Raw genomic sequence first — 25,741 nt, 5'->3', positions numbered from 1 at the left:
CATATGAACTATTCTAGAAGAGAATTTCTCAAAACTGCCGGCATCACCACCCTGGCGGGTGTGGCCACAACGAATTACGTGTTGGCATCCGACCGCATCTGGTCGCTGAACACCGATACCCTGAAAGTGGGGCTCATCGGTTGCGGTGGCCGCGGTACCGCAGCGGCGATGGAAGCGTTGAACGCGGATCAGAATGTGGTATTGTCTGCCATGGCAGATGCCTTCAGCGATCACCTCGAAAATTCGTACAACACGCTTAAGTCCAAGATGGGCGATAAAGTACAAGTGACCGACGCGCATAAGTTTGTGGGGTTAGACGCCTATCAACGCCTCCTGGAAAGTGATGTGGACGTAGTATTGTTGGCCGCACCACCAGCATTCCGGCCCTCGCACCTGGAAGCTTCGGTGAAAGCGGGCAAGCATGTCTTCTGCGAAAAACCTTTCGCGGTGGATGCCCCCGGCCTTAGACGCGTGATCGCGGCTTCGGAAAGTGCCAAAGCAAAGAATCTCGCTTTGGTATCCGGATTCTGCTGGCGTTATCATCTTCCCAAGCGGGAAACATTTGGTCGGGTACTGGACGGAAAGATTGGAAACATCCTTTCAGCTGAAGCCACGTATAACACCGGGGAGCTATGGTACAAAGAACGCCAGCCGAAATGGACGGATTTTGAATACCAGTTGCGAAACTGGCTGTACTACAACTGGCTTTCGGGCGATCACATTACAGAACAAGCGATTCACAGTTTGGACATGATGCAATGGGCCATGGGCGACAAACTACCCCTGCGGGTAACTGGAAGTGGAGGACGCCAAAAAAGGACAGACAAAAAATTCGGCAATGTTTTCGACCACTTCGCCATGGTATACGAATATGAAGATGGTGTAAAAAGCTATTTCTTCTGCAGGCAACAAGCAGACACCGCGCCCGCTTATGCCGTGGAAGTCGTCGGCGATAAGGGCCGATGCATTGTGGACTGCCGGACGGGAGGCCATGAAATCATCGGGCGTAGGAATTGGAAATATGACGATCAAACCAAGTTCACCGATGAAAATGCCTATAAAAATTCCGAGTCCAGGAGTATGTACCAACAAGAGCACGATGAATTGTTTGCATCCATCCGGAACAACAAACCGAAGTACGATGGCGATTGGATGGTGAAATCAAATTTGGTTGCTTTGGCTGGTCGGATGGCGGGCTATACGGGACAAACGATTTCCATTCAGGATGCTTTGGCGTCCAATGAGGTTTTATTTCCCGACAACGTATCCTGGGACCTGAAATACGATATTCCCGTCGCTATTCCTGGAATTAATTCATAACAAGACGATGGAAAGAAAAACATTTATAAAGACAGCCTCTCTATTGGCAGCAGGTGCAACGCTTTCTCCCGTATTGCGCGGATTTGGTAACCCGGCTATCAAAACACCTGCGAATGCGCGTCCGCTAAAAATAGGACTGGGGTTTGGAATGATCAAAGAAGACTTATCGCTGTTGGATAAATTTAAGCTGGTGAAAGATCTGGGATTTGACGGCATTGAGTTCAATAGCCCCGTGGATCTTCCAATAAAGGAATTACTTGCCGCCAGAGATAAAACAGGTGTAGAATTGCCGAGCGTGGTAAACAAAGACCACTGGCCAAAGCCCTTGTCTGATCCCGATCCATCCGTCAGGCAGTTTACGATCGATTCGGTTGCCAAGTCGTTAAGCGAAGTCAAAGAACTTGGCGGCGATACGGTGTTAGTCGTCCCGGGCGTAGTCAACGAAAAAGTTCCTTATGAGGTTGCATATAAAAATGCATTGGAATCGATTCGGAGGTTGATTCCCCATGTTGAGAAGACCGGCATGAAAATCGGACTGGAAAATGTTTGGAATAACTTTATACTAAGCCCTGTCGAAGCACGGGAATTTGTTGACACGATTGACCATCCACTCATCGGATGGTATTTTGACATTGGAAATATCTTGCGCTACGGATGGCCCGAACATTGGATAACGACGTTGGGTTCCCGTATCGTGAAACTCCATGCCAAAGAATTCAGTCGCGAAAAGATGAATAACGAAGGCTTATGGAAAGGCTTTGACGTAGACCTGCTGGCTGGCGACAACAATTGGCCAGTCGTTATGGAAGCCCTCAGGAAAATTGATTATCAAGGCGGTTGGCTTACTGCCGAAGTGAAAGCCGGTGACCGGAATCATCTTAAAAAAATAGCAGAGCAACTGGATGAGATACGGAAGTTATGATTGTCCGTCCGGAATGTGACGCTTAATAAAGCAAGAGGCCGTCACTTTGGACGGCCTCTTTATCTTTTACACAGTAGGCAATTCCCAGCCTTGGCGGTATTCCCGCTTAACGAACTGATTCACCGCGTCAAAATTGGTTACCTTCATCGCCTTATTGTCCCAAATCAACTTCAGGTTTCTGCCCGGATATTTATTATCAACGCGCAGATCGGAACCACGGATGGCGAGATTAGCCATTAGCAACGCCTCGGTGAGTGGTCCGGCAATTGCAAACGGAGAACTGACCTCTTTGTTTCCATGCCCTGCGATACAGGCTTCCACCCATTGTGCATAGTGCCCGCCTGCTCCGCCGGGTACCCGTGTATATTTCACCGGCAATTTGTGCTGCTCGGTCAACGAAGTGGGTAATAACCGTGGATTTTCCGCATAGCACCCAGCCATCATCTTACCCTTGGTGCCGATGAAGAGGATGCCGTTACCCCCATCGCCGAACACCTCGTTTGCGCCTAATTCCTCAGGACGTTGCGGCTGGATACCGCCGTCCATCCAGTGGATCGTGACATCACCCGATGTCTTCTCCGACTTGGGAAATGTCAATACCGCGTAGCTCGAAGGCGGGCAGCTCTCGGGGAAATAACCTCTTTTAAACTCATCGACATATACACTACCGACGCTGGCTTGTACATCTTTTACATATTGCAGACCGAGAATACTAAACGGAGCCTCCATGATGTGACAACCCATATCGCCCAACGCTCCTGTGCCATAATCCCACCATCCACGCCAGTTAAAAGGAACCAGTTTATCTACATATTCTTTGTAAGGTGCCGTGCCCAGCCATAGGTCCCAATCCAATTCTTTGGGAATCTCCGCTTTTTGCGTGGGCCATTGAATACCTTGAGGCCAAACAGGGCGATCAGTCCAGGTATAAATGGTGTGTACATCACCGATTAGCCCGGCATCAAACCATTCGCGCATAATCCGCACACCGTCGCCAGATGCCCCTTGGTTGCCCATTTGAGTAACGACCTTGTACTTTTTTGCCGCTTCCGTCAGTACGCGCGCTTCGTAGACATCGTGGGTCAACGGCTTCTGTACATATACGTGCTTACCCAACTGCATGGCGGGTAAGGCATGGATTGCATGGTTATGATCCGGTCCAGATACGGAAACCGCGTCGATGTGCTTATGCTCTTTATCGAGCATCTCTCTGAAATCCTTGTAATACTTAGCCTTAGGAAAACGCTTTACCGAACCGGATGCCCGGCGGTCATCTACGTCGCACAGGTAGGCAATCTCCGCCTTGCCACTATCGTGGAAGCTCTTTAAATCCGACTCTCCCTTACCTCCTACACCGATGCCCGCAATGATCAGTTTATCGCTGGGGGCGACAAAACCTGCACCGCCCAGTACGTGCCTCGGCACAACCATAAAACCTGCTGCTGCCGCAGCGCCCGTTTTGATGAAATCTCTACGGGTTGCACCTGTTGAGTTTTTATTATTTTTCATTTAATATAAATTATTGATATACTGTTTGCTTTTAGTGGCATCAATGAAATCGATACACTAAGTTGTTTTAGCGCATCGCATGTAACTCTCTAACACATTGGTTAGCACAATCATTCCAAATTAATTGTGCGCGGCTAATATACTAAAAATTGCCAGCAGTTGCGTAACAACTTACAAGTACATTTGCAGGCAAGTACATTTACCTGCGGGGGATTGGATTCCTTGATTATGCAACGCAGCGGCAATGCTCTTTCCGCGTTGCTGGGCTGCTCAGCATATCAAGGAATCCGGTATTCAACACATCCGGCAACTGATATTAGTCCGTATAACCCGGATTTTGTTCCAATGCGGGGTTACGCTGCAATTCGTCGTCGGGTAATGGGAACAACAAGTGTCGCTCGGCATACGTGGCGCCAAAGCTATTCCGTTGGCCCACCACGTCAGCAAACGTAATCTGTCCGCCCGCCGCGGTTACCGGAAACTGCCGGGTACGCTGGATATCAAACCAAATGTGGAACTCGAAAATCAGCTCGCGTAGCCGTTCCTTCCACACTTCGGCCACGAATTGCTCGGTGGAGAGACCCGTCAGGCTAGTCTTTATCTGCAGGGACGTCTGTTGCCAATAAGCACGACCCCGTACCTGCGCTAGGTAATCTATCGCCTCTGCAGTGACCCCTTCCGAGCGAGCGATGGCCTCAGCCGCAATAAGCAGCACGTTACTATACGTCAGGATGGGCAGGTCTTTACCCGATGTTGCAGTTTCCAACGATGCCTCTTCATCAAACCAGATGTGCGGAGCTGTATCAAAATTGGCGACTGTACCATTCGCACGTGTAAGTGACGAATGGAAGTATTGCTTTTCCTGAATGCGCAGGTCCACAGCAGGGTCATACGCCCTTAAAAGTGCAGGTGTGGGCCGATAGGCGTTGTTGAAAATAGCATAAGCCAACTCAGGAGCCATACTTACCGGGAAGGCAAATTGGGTGTACCCCGAATTAGCGATCCCTACTGTATACTCGAAATAATAAATGTGCTCATTCTGCAAATTGTCGGCCAACCGGGCTTTGTTGTATGCGCTACCGGTCGGGATCAGTGCCCCCTGAGCATTCCGATCGTGCTGAGTCAGACTGTACAAGCCATCGTTAATCAGTGTACGGGCTTCTCGCGCCGCATCGGCATAGTGATCTGCCTGCAGGGGATAACCACTCATCGTAAGGTAAACCTCTGCCAATAATGCCCTTGCCGCACCTTGGGTAATCCGGTTGCCATTGTCCCCCATCGTCGAATTGGGAAGATTGTTGGCTTGCGTGGCAAACTGCAAGTCTTCCACAATCAACGCATAGACGTTGGCCACGGGTGAACGCTCGACATACAAATTTTCCAGGTTCTCATAAGGCTCCGTGATCAACGGTACTCCACCGAAAATACGCACCAGGTAATAATAGTTCATCGCCCGGAAAAAGCGTGCTTCGGCCAATAGCTTATTCGCCTCCTGCTCAGATAAGCCCGGGGTGGTAGGAATGTACTTAATCGCGTTGTTGGCCCGTGAGATGCCCAGATACATATCACGCCAAAAACCACCGAGGTAGCCAGACATGTTGATAGCATTCAGCGTCAGCTGCTGCGCGTGCTGCACATGCACTTCCTGCCCTTTATAGTCGTTGTCTACAAAGCCCGACATATACGGGCCGAACATCAATCTCGATCCGGCATAAACGCTGGCACCGAACAACGAGGTCACTCCAGAGCGATACAAGGCATTGACCGAGTTGTAGGCGTGATCCGGATTCTGGAAAAATTGACTGGGTGAAATCTCATCCTTTGGTATCTCGGTGAGAAAATCTGAACAGGAAGTTGTCAGTACTCCTGCGGAGAATATGATTGCAAGTAACTTTTTCATCTTCTGGTGTTTTAGGGGTTAGAATTGGAAACTGGTACCCAACGTAAACGTACGTGGGTTAGGGTATTGGAAAAAGAAAATATTCTGTCCCCATTGGTCGCCGCCCCACGAAGTAGCTTCCGGGTCATACCCTTTGAAATCTTTAGATTTAACAAGGAATGCATTCTGCACACTGGCATAGATGCGTAGTCCCTTCATATTAATTCTATTCAGCGTAACATTCCCGAAATTGTATCCAAGCGAGATGAGGTTACCGCGAAGGTAGGAACCATCGGCTACCCAATGGTCGTCCACTTCGCTGTTCTGGCCGGAATAAGGGCCATTTCTAACCTGCTGGACCATGGTATTTTGATTGCTTTCCGTCCAAGCGTCATACAAAGTAGTCGAAAGCCCATTGGACAAGCCGGTGCGGTCTTCCATAGAATGCATAAATTGCTGCAGGAGGTCCACACCCATGACAAATTGCAGATCGACGGTAAGATCGAAGTTCTTGTAGTTTACGTTATTGACAAAACTCCCAACCCATTTGGGAAGCCCATTACCGATAATGGTACGTTCACTACTGCGCTTGGCCACACCGGGAACAGCACCAACTGCAGCGGCTTCGTCAACCTCATCCGTACCCCAGGTGCCTAGCCGTCGGTAGCCCCAGAATGAGCTCAACGGCTCGCCGACCCGCAGGATTGTCTGGCTGCCCGACACCCAATTGGGTCCAGGGAAGATATCTTCGTCATTTTCGCCAAGCGCTTCAATTCGGTTCTTGTTGAAACTAAAATTGAGGGTAGACTGCCAACTGAATACGTCATTCGATACGGGCGCGCCGCTGAGCAGCACCTCGATACCGCGGTTGGATACGGACCCGATGTTGTCACGAACGCCGACAAAACCCGTTGTTGTGGGTACAGGTTTGTCAAGCAGCAAATCTGTTGTGAGCTTATAGTAATAGTCGAACGCCAAGGTCAGGCGCCTGTTGAACATCGCCAAGTCGAACCCGACATCGAACTGATTGGTTTTTTCCCATTCTAAGTTGGGATTTGGCAACCGGTTGATGAAACTCTGCGCCACACGGGTTCCGTTGAGTAGGGTCGTTCCTGTGGAGATTGTACCGAGCGATTGGTAGGTTGGGATCTCGGTGTTGCCTGTTACCCCATAACTCGACCGTATCTTGAGCTCGTCCAGTCCTTGTGCATCGCTCAGAAATGACTCTTCGGATAACACCCATCCGATACCGGCCGATGGGAAAATACCATATTTATTGTTTTCCCCAAATCGCGATGATCCGTCGATACGTCCCGTCACAGTAAGCAGGTATCTGTTCTTGTAGCTATAGCTTCCCCGCAGGAAGTAAGAGTTCATCGTCCACTTGTCGTGCGAAGACCCAGGGGCGCCGGGCTGACTGGCCGACTGAATTGCATTAAAGCGGAAGAAATTATCGGCAAACCCTTCCGCAGAAATCCAATTGTTTTCGTAATTACGTTGCTGCCAGCTCAATCCAAGCACAGAGTTTATGCGGTGATCGCCGATCTCTTTATTGTAGTTCAAGTAAGTCTCCTCCTGCCAGTAAAACGATCGCTGATTTTCCAGGTATGCCCGGCCCAACGGTGCGGAAATATTTATGAGGTCCGTCGGACTGTATTCCTGAATATTTGTATCATGTTTGTCGAAACCGAATTGGGTACGCACCTCCAATCCCGGCAGGATGTGGAACGTTAGGTAGGCATTGCCAAAGAGCTGCTGCCGCTTCCGGATTCTGTCCTGTGTCTGCAGGACATGCACGGGGTTAGGTATCGCTTCCAATCCATACGCATCGGTAATCATGCTGCTGTTTGACCACGTGCCGTCCGGAAATTTTACCGGGAATATAGGAGCCATTTCAAGCATCGAGCGTCGGGGCATCTGGTGGCCGCCTCCTTCTTCAAATTCATTTTCTTTCGTATAATTGGCGAGCATATTTATACCAAGTGACAGCCAATTTTTAGGCTGGGCGTCGTAAGCAATCTTGCCATTGATACGCTCCAGCCCGTTATTGAGCATAATTCCCTGCATATTAGCATAATTGAGGAAGGCACCGAACGACGAGTTATCCGCTTTCGTCTGCACCGAAAACTGGTGATTATGTGACACGGCAGTACGGGTCGCTTCTTCCTGCCAATCAGTATCGTAAAGTGGGTTACCCTGCGCATCGAACAACCTCGGATCGCTACGCGTAAACGCCGGAATATTGCCTGTGCTGTACTTCGAGTGATTGGCGAAACCGCGTTCGATCACCTCCAGCCATTCCTCGGAGTTAAGCACGTCAATCTTACGGGGCAACGTACCCACGCTGGCGAACCCGTCATAGCCCACGATCGTGCCCCCCACCTTGGCACCGCGTTTCGTGGTGACTAGGATGACTCCGTTTGCGCCGCGCGCGCCATAAATCGCGGTTGACGATGCGTCCTTCAACACTTCCATCCGTTCGATGTCATTTGGATTGAGAAATTGAATGTTCTCCATCGCCACACCGTCGACGACAAACAAGGGATTCGAAGACGAGTTAATGGTACCCAACCCGCGGATCAGGATCCTCGGACTGCTCGAAGGCGAACCGGAGTTAAGGAATACATTTACTCCCGCAATACGGCCCTTCATACCTTGTAAGGCATTGTTTACCGGCGAGATCAGCAATTCATCTGCCGACAATACAGCTACTGACCCCGTCAAATCCGATTTGCGTTGCGTACCGTACCCCACTACAACCACTTCATCCAGACTTGCAGCGTCTGCCTCCATTTGAACGTCAATCATGGGATCCTCTCCTACTACTATCTCCTGGCTTGTATAGCCCAGGGAAGAAAACACTAACGTTTCCCCTTCCGATGCCGAGATGGAGTATCTTCCTTCCTCATCCGTGGCAGTACCCCGCGATGTTCCTTTGACCGTGATGGAAACTCCCGACAAAGGTTGCTGGTCGTTGGCATTGGTTATTTTGCCGACAATGGTTTGCTGTGATATCACAAAAGAGGCAGGATTTGCATGACCTTTTGCAACTGTCCCTGCCCATAAGAAGGCAACTATCGAAGCAAATCCCATTGGATATTTCATCCATCGTATTGTGTGTGTTAAATACCGTTTCATTTTTGTTGTTTTATGATGAAAAATTGTGGCCATATCTCCCCCTTTTCTCCAATCTCCAGGTCGGAAAAACGATAAAGCGGACACAGCCGACCGGTTGGCAACCGATTAGCTACACAAGAAAGCGAAAATGTCGCCCGTTAAGAAGTCGCTAAATTATTTTAGCACGTTGGTGAACGAGGTGGTATTTGCATATTGGTGTGTGTTTTAAAAGGTGAACAATTAGCTATTAATTCCGTGGTTCAGTCCTGTTATAGAGAAAACCAATACGAAATTAGGCATTTAAAAGTTTATACACAAGCAAACTGCGCTATCTTTTTAAATTTTTTTAAAAAGATAGCGCATACGTTCATAGGGGCAAAAAAGTCTCAGTTCAACACAGAGATCGCCCGGACAAGTGTTTTCTTAGCCAGCGGCAACAATGTATGTTCAACGGGAAAAGTAATGTCGCTTTCTACTTGATATACCGCCGGATTGGGTATCTCCCGACGTGTGTGGATCAGATCTTTCCGGATGGATTCCGGAGTACTATAGATAAAATGCCTATTATATTTCGTTATGTACGTTGTGTGGATACCTCGGTATTGCTCATGCTGATTTTCAAAAAGCGTCACCTGATACTCGTAAACCCGTATTCCCTTTTCGTCCCCATTTCGCAACAGCAGATATCCATGAAAAGGGTACAATGGCCGCACCCCTATTTCAGAAATGGCTAAATGACTTTCTACAAAATCGTGAATTTCCTGCCCCTCCTTAAGGGCGGGCTTAATTTTGCTGACTGCATAGCTGACAATTTGCTCGATCTCCTGCATTAGGGCATCGTCGTTCACAATCTTCTCGTAAGTAACCTTTACCGCGGCAAGGTCGATATTGCTCAATCGCACCGGAAAATTGGTTTCCAATGTCGTTTTGTCCCTTTTGAATTTTTTAAGATTATTGTAATGAAAAATCAAATCATTTAAATTCGGATAGAGCTCTGTCTTGTTGAAATGTGCATTGATTTGTTGCAAATAGGCCAGCAGTTGATATTGCTTATGCTCAAAATCGATCGGTACTTCAATAAACCAATTGGCATTCAATGTCTGCATAAACACCTCCTTGATTAAATTAAAAGTGAATATACGATTTTTTTCAGAATTACCCATCAAAACCATTTCAACAGTTCGGCTACAATGAGTTCATGCCCATTCCCCTCCCACGCCAACCCCAGGTTTTAGCCGATCCAGCTATTTAACGCACACAGGTGTAATAATCGCGCTAACATTCGGTGGTCTCGGCGCAAACCGCTAAGTTTGCCAAAAACAATTTATTCGGATGAAGATCATTGCCATTGGCCGAAACTATACAGAACACGCCCAGGAACTGCGTAACCCGATACCGGAAAAACCCGTTATTTTCCTGAAACCGGACACAGCTGTATTGAAAGATAACCGGGACTTTTATTATCCGGACTTCTCCAAAAACATCCACCATGAAGTGGAAGTCGTGCTGCGGATCTGCAAAGAGGGAAAACACATCGGCGCGAAATTTGCATCCACCTACTACGATGCCATCGGGCTGGGGATTGATTTTACCGCGAGGGACATTCAGCAGCAGCATAAAGAGAAGTCGCTGCCATGGGAATTGGCTAAAGCGTTTGATGGATCGGCACCCGTCAGTGAGTTACTTCCGAAAGAAACGTTCGATGATGTGTATGATCTGACTTTCCGGCTGGATAAAAATGGAAAGAGCGTGCAACAAGGCAATACACGCGACTTATTGTTCTCGTTTGAAGACATACTGGTTTTTGTGTCTCAATACATCACGCTACGCAAAGGGGATCTCATTTTCACCGGCACACCTGCGGGCGTAGGCCCGGTAGCTGTGGGAGATCTATTGGAGGGATTTATCGGCGATCGGCAGCTATTACGTTTTTATGTAAAATAATATCGGAGATTTCATGAGGTACATTTTCGCTTTTGTAGCTATTTATACATTGGTCATTCCCGATGCGGGCGCACAGCTTCCGCTTATCAAAACCCGTGAATATCCGACGGGTTACTTCCGGAGCCCGCTGGCCATTCCCCCTCAGGCGTCAGGCACCTTCGGCGAACTGCGTTCGACACATTTTCACGCTGGCGACGACTACCGTACCCAGCAGCGGGTGGGCCTTCCGATCTTCGCGATAGCCGACGGTTATGTTTCGCGGGTACGCGTGCAGATTGGCGGGGGCGGAAACTCGGTTTATATCAATCATCCCAACGGCTATACAAGCGTATACCTGCATATGCAGGAATTCAGCGCTCCGTTGGCAGCGATCGTCAAGGCAAAGCAATACGAACTAAAGCGCTTCGACGTAGACATACCGCTTGATGAAAGTGCCGTCGTCTTAAAAAAAAATGACCGCATCGGCCTATCGGGCAATACGGGCAGTTCTCAAGGACCACACTTACATTTTGAAATCCGGGATACAAAAACCGAAGCCCCGCTCAATCCGCAACTATTCGGTTTGCAATTTCCCGATAACATTCCACCGACCATACGGGGCATTACAATCTATGACCTGGCAAATGAGCCCTTCAGCGAACACACTCCGCGTAGGCATCTCTCGCTTACCGATAAACAAACCATTCCGGTAAATGGCCGATTCGGTGTAGGTATCAACACCGTCGATCGACACAACGGCACCTCGTTCAACAATGGCGTATATTCCATCGAACTCCTTCTGGACAGACAACCCATCAGCACGGTGCTCTTTGAGGAACTGTCGTTCGAAACCTCGGGCTCCATTCATTCTTATATTGACTATCCCTATTACATCCTAAAAAAGACCCGGGTGCAAAAGAGCTTTAAGGACCCCAATAATCCCGTGAATATTTTTCATTTTCTTGAAGGAGATGGAAGCATCACGCTGACCGATGAACAAGAGCATAGCCTCACCTACCGTGTACGCGATGTCCATGGTAATACCAGCACACAGGTAGTCAAGGTACGGAACACGTCCTCTTATACACCGGTACGACCGCGAACTACGGGCACGGCAATGTTTCGTTACGACCAGGAGAATCACTATGCCGCCGAGCATCTTGAAGTGGCCATGCCCACAGGGGCCTTATATGATCACCTACATTTCAACTACCACCAGGGAGCACGTCCAACCGATGGGTACTCAATGCTGCAGCATGTGCACAACCGCTTCATCCCCCTATTCAAAAGCTATGAACTTAAAATAAAGCCTGACGAAACGTTGACGGACGCATTAAAGCCAAAAGCAATTATTGTCGATATCGAAAAAAGGTCGCAAGGAGGTAATTTTGACAATGGCTGGGTCCGTACGAAGACAAGGTCTTTTGGGAGCTTCTATGTAACGGTCGACACGTTACCACCCACGATCCAACCGCAAAACATCAGTGAAGGCAAGGATATGGGCGCTATAAACCGGGTTAACTTCAAGATTTTCGATGACCTATCGGGTATCCAGTCGTTCAATGGCTACATTGACGACCAATGGGTGTTAATGGAATATGATTCGAAATCACGTTCCCTTTGGCACGTATTCGAGGGTGGCCTGGAGAAAGGGAAGCATCATTTCCGACTGGAAGTTGTAGATTGGAAGGACAATCGGAGGACATACGAAGCAAACTTCGTCAAATAATAACCGTAAAAATTTAACTGTAACGATCGAATGACAAAACTCAACGTGGGAGATAAAGCCCCTGCCATCACCGCAAAAAACCAGTATGGAGAAACTGTTTCGCTGGCAGACTATCAAGGAAGAAAAATCATCCTCTATTTCTATCCTAAAGACAATACGCCTGGTTGTACTACCGAAGCCTGCAATTTCCGCGACAATTATCAATCGCTCCTGGCCGACGGTTTTGAAGTAATCGGCGTAAGTGTCAATACAGAGCGTTCACACCGAAATTTTGCCAAGAAATTCGACCTCCCCTTTAATCTACTGGTGGACACCGATCAGAAAATCGTCAACGACTATGGTGTCTGGGGCGAAAAAATGCTGTTCGGAAGAAAGTACATGGGCACGTTGCGCACCACATTCGTGATTGACGAGCGAGGCATCATCACGCACATTATCGACAAAGTGGATAATGAACGCGCCTCCCAGCAGGTCCGTGAACTACTGGCCCGTCACCAGTGAAACGGATACTCTTAATCGTAACAGGGCTTCTATTGCTGATCGTAACAGCAACATGGGCATATTGGGCGTACCGTCAATACCGTTCGTACCAAACCCCGATTCCAGCAGAAGCCTCTTCAATTATCCGAATTGGTGTGGATGTCCTATTGGTAGATCTAGCTTGGAATGCACTGTGGAACAGCGATTATTACCATGAAAATCAACCGGACAAACCTACCGGATTCGACCGTGAGACCTGGTCACATACCGGAATCGCTGTTCCGGCTAATATATTTTTATATCAGCTTAACCGGTCTGAACAGGATGCCACCGCCGAAGTGTATTTTGGCTCCCTCCCGCTTACCGACAGTTCGGAGTTCTCGAGGTGGCTAAGCGAACAACCGACCTTGCGCGTCGAGCAAGATTCGCTGGGAACGTTTGCGTATTCCGAATACGTACTGGCGGAATATGACGCAAATCGGGTCTTCTTTGCCCTATCTCCGAAAAAAATCGCGTCAGCCCTACCTGGAATTCGAAAAAGCGTGCATACCTTGATGACATCCAACACCCGGTCAACCGTTAGTGAAGGCCGATTCCCCGGCATCCGGAAGTCAAGCGGACATGTTGCTGTGATGGGTGAGCATCCAACGACGATTGAATTTAAAAACGGGCGGATCGTATTTTCCGTCATACATGCGTTGGGAAATCCGTCAACGGCCGAAGCTGTCAAACCCCAATTCCCCGATTCCAACACCGCGAGTCTCTGGATTGCCGGTATACCGTATTCCCTGGCGAACAAAACATTCGAAATCGGGCCCTATACATTGTATGGAGACAGTCTGCTCAAATATGACCAAGGCAACCTAATCATAGAATGGAAGGGTAGTGTGACCCAGCAAGACACGATCATTAGCTATGATTACGATGAAAATTTCAATATGCTGGAACGCAAGGAAGTCGTTGAAAAACCCGTACCGGAAATTTACCTGTCCATTGCCGCCAAAGAGGGTTTACTTAACTACTTGCACGCCCAACGGATACTTGATCCACAGGGATTAAATAAAGAGGTGATGCCGTTGTACCGGGTAGGCGTAACCCCTGTTCCCGGCGGTTTTCTGCAACTCCACACAGCAGACCACCATTCGGATATCCCCAAACAGCGCAGCGCTTCCCCTGACGCGCTGTATTTACGGGTTAATTTTGGAAGCATGGACACCACTTCTATCTCGTCTGCATTTACACCTTATCTTCGGTATTTTGACTATCTGGAAGCGTCAGGTCGGCGTATTGACGGAGGAAAGATCGCTACCAAAGGAACGCTTCGTATGCGCAATGCACAGATCAATAGTCTAACGCAGCTCGTCAGCGCACTGCAAAGTGCTCCTTAAACTGATTTTTCAGGATTGGGATTCGCCATCCAACTGCGCCAAAATTGCACTCCTTCTTGCAATGTGAGCAAACGATACCACTTTATGCTCCTGCTCCAAGGTATCGTAGATGACCACTACTTTCTCCCAAATCGTACACCGTTCCTTCGAATCGCCATTCAGCGTACCCAATACATCCAAAAAATCGGCCAATAGTCCAAGTTCTTCCGGTTTCAATCCTTCCTTTTTGAATCGTTGAATGAACACATTGGCCGGGGTTTCCAGTAAATCCGTAATACTCGTACCGAAATATTCCCCCAGTACCTCCTGTAGCGTAGACAAGGCTTGAGCATCCTGCCGTTCTTCAATGAGTCGCTTTACTTTGGCCAAGGTATGGCTCAATTGCTGCATCTGTGCAGTTAATGAATCTCTTTTAAGCATTTTTTTATAGTTGGCCTTCCGTCACATATCCCAACATATATTCCTGGAATTTTTCATAATATACCTTAAACAATTCTTTTCTGTTGGGAGCGTCCAACTCCAGGAACAACACGCCCTGATCCTGAAAATCAAACGGCTGAATGGTCATATTATCTTTAAATGAAACCCCTTTATTCCCTTGCAATTTATACACGGCCTCTTTTGCACACCAACACGCATATAGCTTTTCGATGTGGTTGTTTCCGATAACCTCCAATTCTTCCGGTTTCATGAATTTATCCGCGATGCGCAGAATTTTCGGCTTCACCAATTCCAGATCAATGCCGACCTCGCCATCATCGCTCATCATCACGGCAGCATAATCGAAGGAGTGTGTGAGTGAAATCCGCTGCGGAAAATTCGCTAGGTAAGGTTTTCCGTTCTCGTCAGACGGGCAGTTGATATAACCGGGTGTATTCAGCATTTTCCGCAGCAACACGCGGGTGGCTAACCAATGTAATGTCCGCTTGCCTTTGTTTAAACCGCTAAGCACGGCCCGTTCGCGTTCATCCAGTTGCAATCGACCGATTAGGTCTTCTGCGGATTCTTCGATGCGCCAGATCGCAAAGCGGACTTTGTTATCCAACTCACGTAAATATACTAATGCCATGTAGTCAAACTTAGCGAAAATTGCATTTTTTCACAAATGCAATTTTATCGGCCAATTAATCCATTATCTTTGGTGCGATGATTTGTGAAATCGAAAATCCAACATGATCTTATCTGATAAACGCATACTCGAAGAAATTGACAGGGGTTCCATCATTATTGAACCATTCCGACGGGAATGCCTGGGTACCAACTCATACGATGTCCATTTGGGAAAATACCTGGCTACGTACAAAGACCGCGTGCTGGATGCTAAAAAACACAACGAAATTGTGCATTTTGAAATTCCCAAAACCGGGTTTGTGTTGGAGCCCAACACGCTGTATCTTGGCGTAACGCTCGAGTACACCGAAACGCATAATCATGTACCGTTTTTGGAAGGTAAATCCAGCACGGGGCGCCTGGGCATCGACATTCATGCCACGGCCGGAAAAGGTGATGTCGGGTTTTGCAACACCTGGACGCTGGAAATCTCTGTTGCCCAACCCGTCCGGGTCTATGCGGGGATGCCCATCGGCCAATTGATTTACTTCAAAGTGGAAGGGGATATCGAGACACGTTACAACACCAAGGGTAATGCCAAATATAACAATAAGACTACCCGCCCCGTTGAGAGCATGATGTGGAAGAATGAGTTTTAATTATTTCCCTCCAAACTCCATCAAATAGGCTTTCAGAAATTCATCGATTTCTCCGTCGAGCACTGCTTGGGTGTTGGACGTCTCGACGTTGGTGCGAAGGTCTTTCACCAGTTTATAGGGATGCAGCACGTAATTTCTGATCTGTGAGCCCCATTCGATCTTCTTCTTGCTCCCTTCGATTGCGGCCGTGGCTTCTTGCCTTTTCCGCATCTCGATTTCATACAATTGCGATTTCAGCAATCGCAGCGCATTCTCTTTATTCTGTAATTGGGAACGGGATTCCTGGTTTTTGATGATGATTCCCGTGGGCTTGTGGTGCAGCCGCACGGCGGTCTCAACCTTGTTTACGTTTTGCCCGCCCGCTCCGCCAGACCGGAAGGTATCCCATTCGATGTCCGCATCTTTTACCTCAATTTCGATATTGTCGTCTACCAACGGATAGACATACACGGAAGCAAAGGAAGTATGCCGCTTGGCGTTGGAATCAAACGGAGAAATCCGGACAAGTCGGTGCACCCCGTTTTCCCCCTTCAGATAACCATAGGCAAAGTCGCCGGAAAACTGCAACGTAACGGTTTTAATGCCTGCCACATCTCCCTCTTGATAATCCTGCTCGGTCACCTTATAACCGCTGCTTTCGCCCCACATGATGTACATGCGCATCAGCATACCCGCCCAATCGCAACTTTCTGTACCGCCGGCGCCCGCTGTAATTTGCAATACCGCATCCAACTGATCTTCTTCGGCACTTAGCATATTTTTAAACTCCAATGCCTCGATTTTCTCCAACGCGCTATCGTATTGCTCCCGAAGGTCCGCTTCGGATGCATCCCCAGCCTGGTAAAATTCAAACATCACCACTGCATCATCTACAGCCGCCGCCACTTCGTCAAAATGGTCGGTCCATATTTTTTTGCTTTTAATGGATTGCAGCGTTTTCTCGGCCGCTTTGGAATCATCCCAGAAATTGGGCTGTAAGGTAATGTCCTGCTCTTTTTCTATCTCAGCTTTTCGTGCATCAATGTCAAAGATGCCTCCTTAGGGAAGCTGCTCGATCCCTCAAGTCCTGTATCTGTTCCTTGGTCATGGGGCAAAGGTAAGGAATTTGATGAGAATTGTACATCACAACAATTTTATCTAAGTTTGGCCGCAATGACCACGCGCGATAAGATCTATTTCGCTTCCGACTTTCACTTGGGAGCACATCCCCGTTCAACAACGCGCGAACGGGAATCGCGCATTGTCCGATGGCTGGATTTCATTAAGGTAGACGCCGCCGAGCTGTACCTGATGGGAGACATCTTCGACTTTTGGTTTGAATATGCTACGGTCGTACCGAAAGGCTACATCCGCTTTCTGGGCAAACTGGCGGAGCTGGCGGACTTGGGTGTGAAAATCTCACTTTTTAAGGGCAACCACGACATGTGGATGTTCGGCTACCTAAAAAACGAGTTGGGAGCCGAAATCCTGGATAACGAACTGATCCTTGAGCGGGGCGGGAAAACATTTTATCTGCACCATGGCGACGGATTGGGTCCGGGCGATGGCACCTACAAACTGCTGAAAAAAATCTTTCGCAGCCGTTTCTGCCAATGGCTATTCGCCCGCCTGCACCCCAACCTCGGAATCGGTATTGCGCAGCGATGGTCTGCGCACAGCCGTATTGCTTCCGGCGGTCAGGAGAAATTCCAGGGCGAGGACAAAGAATGGCTGGTTATCTACGCCAAGTCTATCCTGGAAAAGCAACGTTACGACTACTTCATTTTTGGGCACCGCCATCTCCCTTTGGAAGTCAATCTGCCCCAAGGCAGTAAGTACATCAACTTAGGGGAGTGGATAAACTACAACACCTATGCGGTGTTTGACGGGATACAGTTGACATTGCGTCAGTGGGAATCTTAATTTCAGCATGGATATCCACACCATCATATCCGGCATCGCTCCATTGCCCCTCACTTCCGCTCATAGCCTGACGGCAATTGTCCACCCCATCACTTTACGCAAAGGCCATTTACTCTTCCGGGCCGGCAAACTAGAACGAGACATTTACTTCATTTCCCAGGGACTCGCCCGTGTTTATTATCACCATCGGGGAAACGAAGTGACCCTTTGCTTCGGAACGGAAGGCGACGCATTAATTTCGCTGAAGAGCTACATTCAACACCGCCCCGGTTATGAGCATATCGAACTGCTGGAAACAAGCGAACTACACCGCCTAAAAATCACCGATCTACTTCAACTGTATTCCCAGGATATTCAGGTCGCAAATTGGGGCCGGAAACTTGCGGAGCAGGAGCTGATAAAGACTGAAGAGCGACTGATGTCACGGCAATTCAAAACCGCAGCCGAGCGTTATCAGGAACTGATCAAAAACCAACCCAATCTGTTGCAGCGCGTCCAACTGGGACATATCGCCTCCTATCTTGGAATCAGCCAGGTCACATTAAGCCGGATCCGTGCGGAAATCAGGTAATCCGTTTTTTTTATCATTTGTAAAAAATTGAAGACGATTCAATACGGATATTTGCAAAAAAAATATTCACTATGAATTGGATTATCTTGATTATTGCTGGTTTGTTTGAAGTAGGTTTTACGACAAGCCTCGGCAAGGCGAAAACCACCGTCGGCATGGAATCCATCTGGTGGTACGTAAGTTTCGCCATTTGTCTTACTGTAAGCATGGTGCTGTTAATACGGGCAACCCAAACGCTGCCACTTGGCACTGCCTACGCGGTTTGGACGGGAATCGGAGCGGTCGGCACGGTATTGATCGGCATCCTTTTCTTTAAGGAACCGGCTACCTTGTGGCGGTTGATCTTTATCACTACGCTAATCGGCTCCATCGTCGGCCTAAAAGCTGTGTCGCCGCACTGAGGGGATTCCAGTGTCTCCTGCATCAAAAACCGGCAAAAAAAGCATATTTTTGTGCGCACGGTCGCTGAGTTGTATTTCTGTATATTGACCCCCGCGTTCTTAGATTACCAAAAAAGCGGAAAGACGAAACAAAAACAGCGATTTCATAGGTAACAAATTATGCTGGAGAAATTAAAAGCCATAAAAGACCGGTGGGAAGAGGTGGAGCGTGAACTAAGCAGCCCCGAAGCCATCAATGACATGAAGCGGTTTGCCCAACTCAATAAAGAGTATAAAGATCTGGGCAAAATCGTAGATCAATACCATATTTACAAGAATATGGTCAGCAACATCGAGACCAACAAGGGCATTCTTGCCAACGAAAAGGACCAAGAATTGCGTGAGATGGCCAAGGAGGAGCTGGACATTCTTTTGGAACAAAAGGAGGCCAAAGAGGAGGAAATTCGATTGATGCTCATTCCGAAGGATCCGGAAGATTCCAAAAATGCGATATTGGAAATCCGTGGTGGCACGGGCGGTGATGAGGCTGCTTTATTCGCCGGGGATCTCTACCGGATGTATACCCGCTACTTTGAACAAAAAGGATGGCGTGCCGAGGTAATGGACGTAACCGAAGGAACTGCGGGCGGATATAAGGAGGTTATCCTGAAAGTAACCGGGGAGGATGTATATGGGCAATTGAAGTACGAATCGGGCGTACACCGCGTGCAACGTGTGCCTGACACGGAAACACAAGGCCGTGTGCACACCTCAGCGGCTTCCGTAGCGGTGCTTCCGGAAGCCGAGGAGGTCGACGTGGAAATAAACCCTGCCGATGTCGAAATGCAGACATCCCGCTCAGGCGGGGCCGGAGGGCAAAATGTCAACAAAGTAGAAACCAAAGTACAGCTTACTCACAAGCCGACCGGAATTGTTGTCGTTTGCCAGGTGGAGCGTTCCCAATTGGCCAACCGGGAGCTGGCCATGGAAATGCTGCGGTCGAAACTATACGAATTGGAAGTTCAAAAAAAGCATGGTGATATTGCCGCTAAACGGAAAACAATGGTATCAACGGGCGACCGTTCTGCCAAAATCCGCACGTATAATTATCCACAGGGACGGGTGACAGAACACCGCATCGGATTGACCATGTATAACCTTCCTGCTATCATGGACGGTGATATTCAGGAGATTATCGATGCTCTTCAATTCGCGGAGAATGCCGAAAAAATGAAAGAAGGCGCCACGTTATAAATATTTTAAAATTTTTATTTGCAAATAGCGAAAACACGCTATATTTGCAGTCCCGAACGGGAAGCAGGTCTGGTAGTTCAGCTGGTTAGAATACATGCCTGTCACGCATGGGGTCGCGGGTTCGAGTCCCGTCCAGACCGCTGATAAAACCCTCTCTAAGATGATTAGAGAGGGTTTCTCTTTTCCCTCAAACTTTATTCGTTCCCCTTCTCTCAATGCGGAAATATGCCAAAAGCTAAAATTATTCTCGAATAACCACTGTTTTTCCTACATTTACGATCAGATAAATTAGGCCAAAATCTAAATGGTACGCAGCTTTAATTGGTTTGGGTGGTATACGCCGAAAATACGTGTCATTTGCCATGTCCTTTTTTGGCTCTTCCTGACCCTTCTCTATTACATGAATTACCGAAGGTTGGCAGGAAACCATTCTTGGCTTTTTGTTTCCAAAGATCTTTTCGCAACCACGACTCTTTTTTACTTTACGACATCCTATGTAGTTAATCATTGGCTACTCAAGAAAAAGTTTGTCTTAACAGGATTGTGGGTCGTTTTCACGTACTTTTGGTGGCTTACCCTTACCTACATTGCCTGTTGGATTGACAGGAACCTCCTTCCGGAAGCCCAGGAATATTGGCAAAGGTACCTTTCGCTGGTACTTGACGGCGGACTTTTATCTCTTCTACACCCAAGAAACCTTCCGATTTTTATATTGGACTACATCTACGTCATCTCTTTTCCGCTTTGGCCAAGGCTGATGAAAAGAATGATTGATCAATCGTACGTTACTACGAAGCTTGAGCGTGACAAACTGGCAATGGAATTGAACTTCCTGAAAACCCAGATTTCTCCGCATTTCCTGTTTAATACCCTCACCGGGATTTACCAAATGGTAAAACTTGCGGAGCCTCATGCACTCACCACGATCATGCAGCTTTCCGAAATGATGCGGTACATACTCTATAAATCAAAAAAAGAGCTTATTCCGTTGGATCAGGAAATCGAATTTATCAAAAATTTTGTCCAGATAGCGCGCATCCGGTATAAAACCGATTTTCCTTTACGAACTGAAATCCAGGAACCGGACGAGCCTTACCGAATCCTGCCCCTTTTGCTGATACCATTCGTAGAAAATGCCTTCAAGCACGGCCCAGACAGAAGCCTGCAAAACGCGTGGATTTTCATTTCATGCGTCATAGAAGACGACCATTTAATCCTCCGGGTAGAAAATGGCGTTGACAGGAGTTCTCCTGCTCCGGAAGAAGGCGGAGCGGGTATGGAGAACGTGAAGCGCAGGCTCGCACTGAATTATCCCGATCGCCATGCTCTTGAAATTATAGAAGATACTGACCGTTATAGGATTAAACTGACCTTAAATTTATTGTATCATGGAGATCACCTGCATAGCGCTTGAAGATGAACCCTACGCCAAATCCTTTTTAGAAGAAAACATCCGTAATACGCTGTTTCTGAATCTAAGGGGCAGCTTCGATAACGTGAAAGACGGATGGGAGTTCCTGAAATCCGAAAACGTCGATCTGGTGATTTCCGACATTGCAATGCCAGGGATTACCGGAATGGCATTCCGAAAACACCTCTCAAATCCGCCGTTGTTCATATTCGTGACCGCCAATGCCGGTTTCGCTGCCGAAAGCTACGAACTGGACGTTGTGGATTATGTTGTCAAGCCCTATGATTATGCCCGATTCCTCAAAGCGGTAACCAAAGCCCAGGACCGATTAAAAAACGGTCTCCGCCAATCCCCTAACCGAAAGGATTTCGTCACGGCAAAAGATGGACATAATAATGTGATTATTCGGTTCGACGAAATATTTTACGTTGAAGGCAGCAAGGAATATGTCATCATAGCCACACCGGAAAAGGAAATTCTGCACAGAAAATCGCTCATTCAAATGGAACAGCTCCTTCCGGCAGGCAAGTTTTTACGCATACATAAATCCTTCATTGCCAATACAGATTTTATACGGGAAGTCGCGGCAAATAAAATCATCATGAAAGGTTCGATAAAAGACCTCCCGGTAGGCGCCCAGTACAGGCCCGAACTTTTCAGAAGGTTTGGTTTAGCATAGGCATGCCCCCGTCGCTTGGGGACCAACCGCACCATCTTTTTTGATGCGAGCTAGGTAAAATTTTCCGAGGAAGTGGTAAACCACCATTTCATTTTCGCGCTGATTCGAAAAGAAAATCCGATTTAGGTACATATGGCATAAGTTGGCCAAAATACTTACTGCCTTTTCCCGTTGCAGGCCATTAAAGGGTATGAATGCATCAACAAGGCATGAAATCCTGATTTGTCTGAGCTCATCCGACAACCCACCAATATCGGCATCCCCGTTTAAAACCGATTCAAGTTTTGGCCTGAATTCCCTATACCGGTTCCCCATTTTCTTTTTCGTCTCCTTATCTAGCTTGAACTCAATTGCAAATGCGTCAAACCACGTGTCCACGATACGCAATTTTTCTTGGTCATCCGCACCGAACGCGCTCAGCATATCATCTACTCCCGATACAGCGTACATCCAACAAGTATGGTGCCCATCAGGCCTAAGGAAATCCGCAATAGCCTGCAATATATACTCGCTGTCAATCCGGAATATTTCTTCACAGGTTTCCATGGTATCCTCGCCATACCGTTCGACTTCCCGCTCGTACGTATCGTAGACAAACCGATGGATGACCCCAGACTTGACCAAGGAGTCCAAATTTTCTGCCGTTACCTCCATCAACTGAGCAAATACCGATTCGGGTAACCCCTCTTTAATCTGAAAACGCAACCTTATATGCGGTTCGGGGTCCCGATACCGAATAAAAAACCATTTTTCGATTAATTTCCGTTGCTTCAACGTAAGAACAATCCGAGCTATCTGATCGGCTAATAGGTAGTCAGAATCGCGTTCTCCGCAATATATCTTAGCAAATAACCACCGGCTTCCGGGCGGAAAGGAACGAACCAGTTTGCCTTGCAGCCCATCCCCCAAATCCGGAGTTCCCTGAACCTCCGAACCGGTATAAAAAGGAATGATTAATTCATTGGCGTAGTGAAGACCGTCCGAGTCTGAAACCGGACTGCCCAAGTCCAGCAAACATTCCATTAGCTTTACATTTCCTTTTTTAACTCTGTCAACCAAAATCTTCCTGGCAAATGGGTTCGTCAGATTGAGGATCAGCTCATTATCGGCCTCTGCCAATACCACAATTTCTGGCAGCTTAAACAGAGTGACCAGCCTATCCACCAGTGCATCATCCGTATCGGATTGCATGCTCTCCAGCGCGCCCTTGGGAATCTGCCATTGCGCACGAGACAAAATCAGGTGCTTATGTGAGACTCTCGGCAGGTAAGGCAGCTTTTTAAGCTCCCCCCAATCCCATGAAATGTCGAGCGCATTTGATTGATATTGAAGATCGCAAAGGAACTGGTATGCGGTAACGCCATACCGGAAATTATGCGCACAACTGAGCCTTGGAATCACAAACTTGTTAAGCCGACCCGACCGGAGCCACACTTTCCCATCCTTAACGGAAACATAGAGATCCGTCAAAGGAATCTGGTAGGCGTCCGAAACCGTGCTATTCCCCAAAAACGGAATTTCATATTCCCGAAGACGGGGGCGCTGCATAATATTTCCCATCCGGTCCTCCGGCAAGTGGACGATCTCCGCGATCAATGCATCTCCACACCTGCTATCTTCTAAAGATACGCAGTCACGAAGTTTGGACTCCAGTCTTGGGTCGAGGTGCGAAAACCTTGTCATCAACGGAAGTGCAGAAGGGCCGCTGCAGCTCAATAAATTGAAACGGAAATCACCCCTATTAATCGCATTAAAATCCTTTGCCATAAGTTCACCGAACACAAATCCAGTAACCGGCAAGTCACCAAGATGAATAGTTGAATTGAGCGATGGTAGAAATTCAGACACAAATACCTCTGGTTGTTCAGGCGAAAATCCGCCCGACTCCCAATGTTTTAAATACACCGCTCCCCGGATCTGATTATGCAGGTGATCCATCCTCTTATCCACCGTCAGTCCAAGCCCTTTAATTAAAGGGTGTACATCCAGATACTGACCGGCCCGTTCACCGTAACCAATGCCACGGTCCTGATCAAGTGCTTCCATCAAGGGGACTTCCTGTCCGCCGTATCTGGAAGAAAAACGCTGCGCAAACGCTAACAGTTGCTTTGGCGGAGGGGCGTAGTTAAGCGGCACCAATTCTTCAATCTCTTCGATGATGGTGTCGCGCACGTTTCGATGCAACTCATTCGAAACGGTTTCGATACGTGTATCCACCTGAACAACGTCCTTACCCTTCCAACCGTTCTCCAGCACCCCCAATTCCGATTTGATTGCACTGGCTGGGATCTTTCCGTCCATGGCCTGCTTAACACGTGATTCCAACCTGGTAAGGGCAGCGCCCAAGCTGCTATCCTGCACAGCAAATTTTACCTTTGCATGTATAGTATTGAAAGGATTTCCTCCGATAATTGCAGGTTCCAGATCAGACACCAGTAATTGCTCATTAATCAGCAAGTCAAGGTATTCCATGGCGCTGCTCTCCGGCGCCCCCAATCCGGAAATGTGGGCTACCAGCTGCCTGAACGAAACCGGCACTTTGGCAAATTGAAGTACACTCTGCAGAATCGGATTCTTTGAAACCCTCGACCATTGAAAGGATCTCTTTCCGTCGACATCCTTCCATTCTATAAACCGGTAATGATCTCCCTGAAGGTATAAACTGTTATTGACTTTATAATTCGAGGTATACCTGATCGCGTCGTCGGCCAACAGCGTCTTGGAGATATGGCCTAAAAAGCCCATATCAAAGCGGACATTGGGCAAAAATTTACCAGATAACCCGATTCCCGAATGCTCGGTAAACGCACCCAAAGATATTCCAGAAAATTTTCCAAATGGGGTCGCCCGGCTTGCCATACGAAGCACATATTTAAACAATGACAATCCCACTTTCTGTGGTAAACGGCTCGTGGGCGCGTTCAACCACGAATCAAGCTGACCTCCCAGATCGTCACTTGCTATCCGAATCGCATCCACCAATTCCCCGTCGGAGAAAAGCCTTCGAAAGTACTCGTCAAGTAATTCGGTGGTGACACTTGAATTAAGGGCATCCAAGGTCGCCAACGGCAACCTTGGAGCCCGCAATAGGTAGAAGTCGATTCCTTTAACCCCCCTGCCCATCTTGCTGTTCAATGCGTTCCAATATTACTTCGTCGACACACCGGTTAAATCTTTCCAACGAAACGGGTTTATATAGTTGTCTCGGGTTAGCAAGTTGGTATCTGTTTTTATAGTGGCTCAGTGGGATTGCTGACACGACCACGATACTTGACTCACTAGGGAGCTTTCCGAAGTGAAAATCCCCGCAATTACCCAATGGGATAACCAAATCAAGGAAAATGATTTCCGGCACTATGGTTTCCGTTACTTTTGCAAGCTGTTCCATTTCAGTTACCACCCCCAAGAGCTTCAGATCATCCCGCGATCCAACAAGGTCTTTCATCATATCAATGACCAAAGGCTCGTGCTCAACGATAAGGCATCCAAAATTCCGGATGTGCCTGCTTTGATAGAGGCCCTGAAACTGCTTTGGCTTACCCCGTACCATTTTTGGGTCAACTATTGT

The 25,741-nt window shown here is 47.9% G+C and carries 22 protein-coding genes and 1 tRNA gene; 14 read left to right on the top strand and 9 right to left on the bottom strand.

Going from position 1 to position 25,741, the window contains the following annotated elements; genetic code table 11:
• Positions 1-3: 3 nt before the first annotated feature.
• A complete protein-coding gene (locus ACFQRK_RS13390; protein WP_379007463.1) occupies positions 4-1,320 on the top strand; it encodes a Gfo/Idh/MocA family protein in 1,317 nt (438 codons plus the stop codon).
• Positions 1,321-1,327: 7 nt separating this feature from the next.
• Positions 1,328-2,242: a sugar phosphate isomerase/epimerase family protein gene (locus tag ACFQRK_RS13385; RefSeq protein WP_379007460.1), complete on the top strand. Its 915-nt coding sequence runs from the start codon at positions 1,328-1,330 to the stop codon at positions 2,240-2,242.
• Between the two features lie 66 nt (positions 2,243-2,308).
• On the opposite strand, the gene ACFQRK_RS13380 is transcribed toward ACFQRK_RS13385, so the two are convergent.
• The 4 genes from ACFQRK_RS13380 to ACFQRK_RS13365 form a co-directional block, all read right to left on the bottom strand.
• Positions 2,309-3,751, bottom strand: coding sequence for a Gfo/Idh/MocA family protein (locus ACFQRK_RS13380; RefSeq protein ID WP_379007457.1), 1,443 nt, complete (start codon positions 3,749-3,751; stop codon positions 2,309-2,311).
• A 316-nt stretch (positions 3,752-4,067) separates the two neighbouring features.
• Positions 4,068-5,651, bottom strand: a complete 1,584-nt coding sequence (locus ACFQRK_RS13375) for a RagB/SusD family nutrient uptake outer membrane protein (protein ID WP_379007454.1) — start codon at positions 5,649-5,651, stop codon at positions 4,068-4,070.
• An 18-nt stretch (positions 5,652-5,669) separates the two neighbouring features.
• Complete coding sequence (locus tag ACFQRK_RS13370; RefSeq protein WP_379007452.1) at positions 5,670-8,768, bottom strand: SusC/RagA family TonB-linked outer membrane protein; 3,099 nt, start codon at positions 8,766-8,768, stop codon at positions 5,670-5,672.
• Positions 8,769-9,133: 365 nt separating this feature from the next.
• Positions 9,134-9,853, bottom strand: a complete 720-nt coding sequence (locus ACFQRK_RS13365; protein ID WP_379007450.1) for a hypothetical protein — start codon at positions 9,851-9,853, stop codon at positions 9,134-9,136.
• 226 nt (positions 9,854-10,079) lie between these two features.
• Here ACFQRK_RS13365 and ACFQRK_RS13360 point away from each other — a divergent pair, with 226 nt between their 5' ends.
• Genes ACFQRK_RS13360 through ACFQRK_RS13345 form a run of 4 tightly spaced genes read left to right on the top strand, consistent with a single transcriptional unit; the run spans position 10,080 to position 14,267 of the window.
• Positions 10,080-10,691 carry a fumarylacetoacetate hydrolase family protein gene (locus tag ACFQRK_RS13360; RefSeq protein ID WP_379007448.1) on the top strand — a complete coding sequence of 204 codons (612 nt, stop codon included), beginning with the start codon at positions 10,080-10,082 and terminating at the stop codon, positions 10,689-10,691.
• Between the two features lie 13 nt (positions 10,692-10,704).
• On the top strand, positions 10,705-12,399 hold the full coding sequence (locus ACFQRK_RS13355) for a M23 family metallopeptidase (protein ID WP_379007447.1): 1,695 nt from the start codon (positions 10,705-10,707) through the stop codon (positions 12,397-12,399).
• 30 nt (positions 12,400-12,429) lie between these two features.
• On the top strand, positions 12,430-12,900 hold the full coding sequence (bcp, locus tag ACFQRK_RS13350) for a thioredoxin-dependent thiol peroxidase (RefSeq protein ID WP_379007446.1): 471 nt from the start codon (positions 12,430-12,432) through the stop codon (positions 12,898-12,900).
• Between the two features lie 32 nt (positions 12,901-12,932).
• Positions 12,933-14,267: a hypothetical protein gene (locus ACFQRK_RS13345; protein WP_379007443.1), complete on the top strand. Its 1,335-nt coding sequence runs from the start codon at positions 12,933-12,935 to the stop codon at positions 14,265-14,267.
• A gap of 9 nt (positions 14,268-14,276) precedes the next feature.
• Here the strand turns inward: ACFQRK_RS13345 and ACFQRK_RS13340 are convergent, their stop codons facing one another.
• Both ACFQRK_RS13340 and ACFQRK_RS13335 read right to left on the bottom strand, forming a co-directional pair.
• Entirely contained in the window at positions 14,277-14,687 is a 411-nt protein-coding gene (locus tag ACFQRK_RS13340; RefSeq protein WP_379007440.1) for a hypothetical protein, read from the bottom strand.
• Between the two features lie 4 nt (positions 14,688-14,691).
• A complete protein-coding gene (locus tag ACFQRK_RS13335; protein ID WP_379007437.1) occupies positions 14,692-15,336 on the bottom strand; it encodes a 4'-phosphopantetheinyl transferase family protein in 645 nt (214 codons plus the stop codon).
• 103 nt (positions 15,337-15,439) lie between these two features.
• Between ACFQRK_RS13335 and dcd the strand changes: the two genes are divergently transcribed.
• On the top strand, positions 15,440-15,976 hold the full coding sequence (dcd, locus tag ACFQRK_RS13330; RefSeq protein ID WP_379007436.1) for a dCTP deaminase: 537 nt from the start codon (positions 15,440-15,442) through the stop codon (positions 15,974-15,976).
• On the opposite strand, the gene prfB is transcribed toward dcd, so the two are convergent.
• Positions 15,977-17,063, bottom strand: a protein-coding gene (gene prfB, locus ACFQRK_RS13325) for a peptide chain release factor 2 (RefSeq protein WP_379008037.1) whose coding sequence is annotated in 2 segments (ribosomal slippage) — positions 15,977-17,002 and positions 17,004-17,063 — 1,086 coding nt in all. Because the reading frame shifts where the segments join, the coding sequence is not laid out codon by codon here.
• Positions 17,064-17,128: 65 nt separating this feature from the next.
• On the opposite strand from prfB, the gene ACFQRK_RS13320 reads away from it, so the two are divergent.
• The 7 genes from ACFQRK_RS13320 (at position 17,129) to ACFQRK_RS13290 (ending at position 22,173) form a co-directional block, all read left to right on the top strand.
• Entirely contained in the window at positions 17,129-17,878 is a 750-nt protein-coding gene (locus ACFQRK_RS13320; RefSeq protein ID WP_379007434.1) for a UDP-2,3-diacylglucosamine diphosphatase, read from the top strand.
• Positions 17,879-17,885: 7 nt separating this feature from the next.
• Positions 17,886-18,449: a Crp/Fnr family transcriptional regulator gene (locus ACFQRK_RS13315; protein WP_379007432.1), complete on the top strand. Its 564-nt coding sequence runs from the start codon at positions 17,886-17,888 to the stop codon at positions 18,447-18,449.
• Positions 18,450-18,520: 71 nt separating this feature from the next.
• Positions 18,521-18,850: a DMT family transporter gene (locus tag ACFQRK_RS13310; protein ID WP_379007429.1), complete on the top strand. Its 330-nt coding sequence runs from the start codon at positions 18,521-18,523 to the stop codon at positions 18,848-18,850.
• Positions 18,851-19,009: 159 nt separating this feature from the next.
• Entirely contained in the window at positions 19,010-20,083 is a 1,074-nt protein-coding gene (gene prfA / locus ACFQRK_RS13305; protein WP_379007428.1) for a peptide chain release factor 1, read from the top strand.
• A gap of 66 nt (positions 20,084-20,149) precedes the next feature.
• Positions 20,150-20,223: transfer RNA gene (locus tag ACFQRK_RS13300), tRNA-Asp, on the top strand.
• Between the two features lie 164 nt (positions 20,224-20,387).
• Positions 20,388-21,497 (top strand): sensor histidine kinase, encoded by a 1,110-nt coding sequence (locus tag ACFQRK_RS13295; RefSeq protein ID WP_379007426.1) that lies wholly within the window; start codon positions 20,388-20,390, stop codon positions 21,495-21,497.
• Positions 21,472-22,173: a LytR/AlgR family response regulator transcription factor gene (locus tag ACFQRK_RS13290; protein ID WP_379007424.1), complete on the top strand. Its 702-nt coding sequence runs from the start codon at positions 21,472-21,474 to the stop codon at positions 22,171-22,173. Before ACFQRK_RS13295 ends, ACFQRK_RS13290 begins: the two co-directional genes overlap by 26 nt.
• On the opposite strand, the gene ACFQRK_RS13285 is transcribed toward ACFQRK_RS13290, so the two are convergent.
• Both ACFQRK_RS13285 and ACFQRK_RS13280 read right to left on the bottom strand, forming a co-directional pair.
• Positions 22,165-25,308 carry a lantibiotic dehydratase gene (locus ACFQRK_RS13285; protein ID WP_379007422.1) on the bottom strand — a complete coding sequence of 1,048 codons (3,144 nt, stop codon included), beginning with the start codon at positions 25,306-25,308 and terminating at the stop codon, positions 22,165-22,167. The genes ACFQRK_RS13290 and ACFQRK_RS13285 overlap by 9 nt on opposite strands.
• Complete coding sequence (locus tag ACFQRK_RS13280; RefSeq protein WP_379007420.1) at positions 25,280-25,723, bottom strand: hypothetical protein; 444 nt, start codon at positions 25,721-25,723, stop codon at positions 25,280-25,282. Before ACFQRK_RS13280 ends, ACFQRK_RS13285 begins: the two co-directional genes overlap by 29 nt.
• Positions 25,724-25,741: the final 18 nt, after the last annotated feature.

The sequence above is a fragment of the Parapedobacter sp. GCM10030251 genome (genome assembly GCF_042666505.1).
Classification (GTDB): Bacteria; Bacteroidota; Bacteroidia; order Sphingobacteriales; family Sphingobacteriaceae; genus Parapedobacter.
The sequence above is the reverse complement of the archived record's forward strand: the minus strand, read 5'-3'. Positions and strand labels throughout refer to the sequence as shown.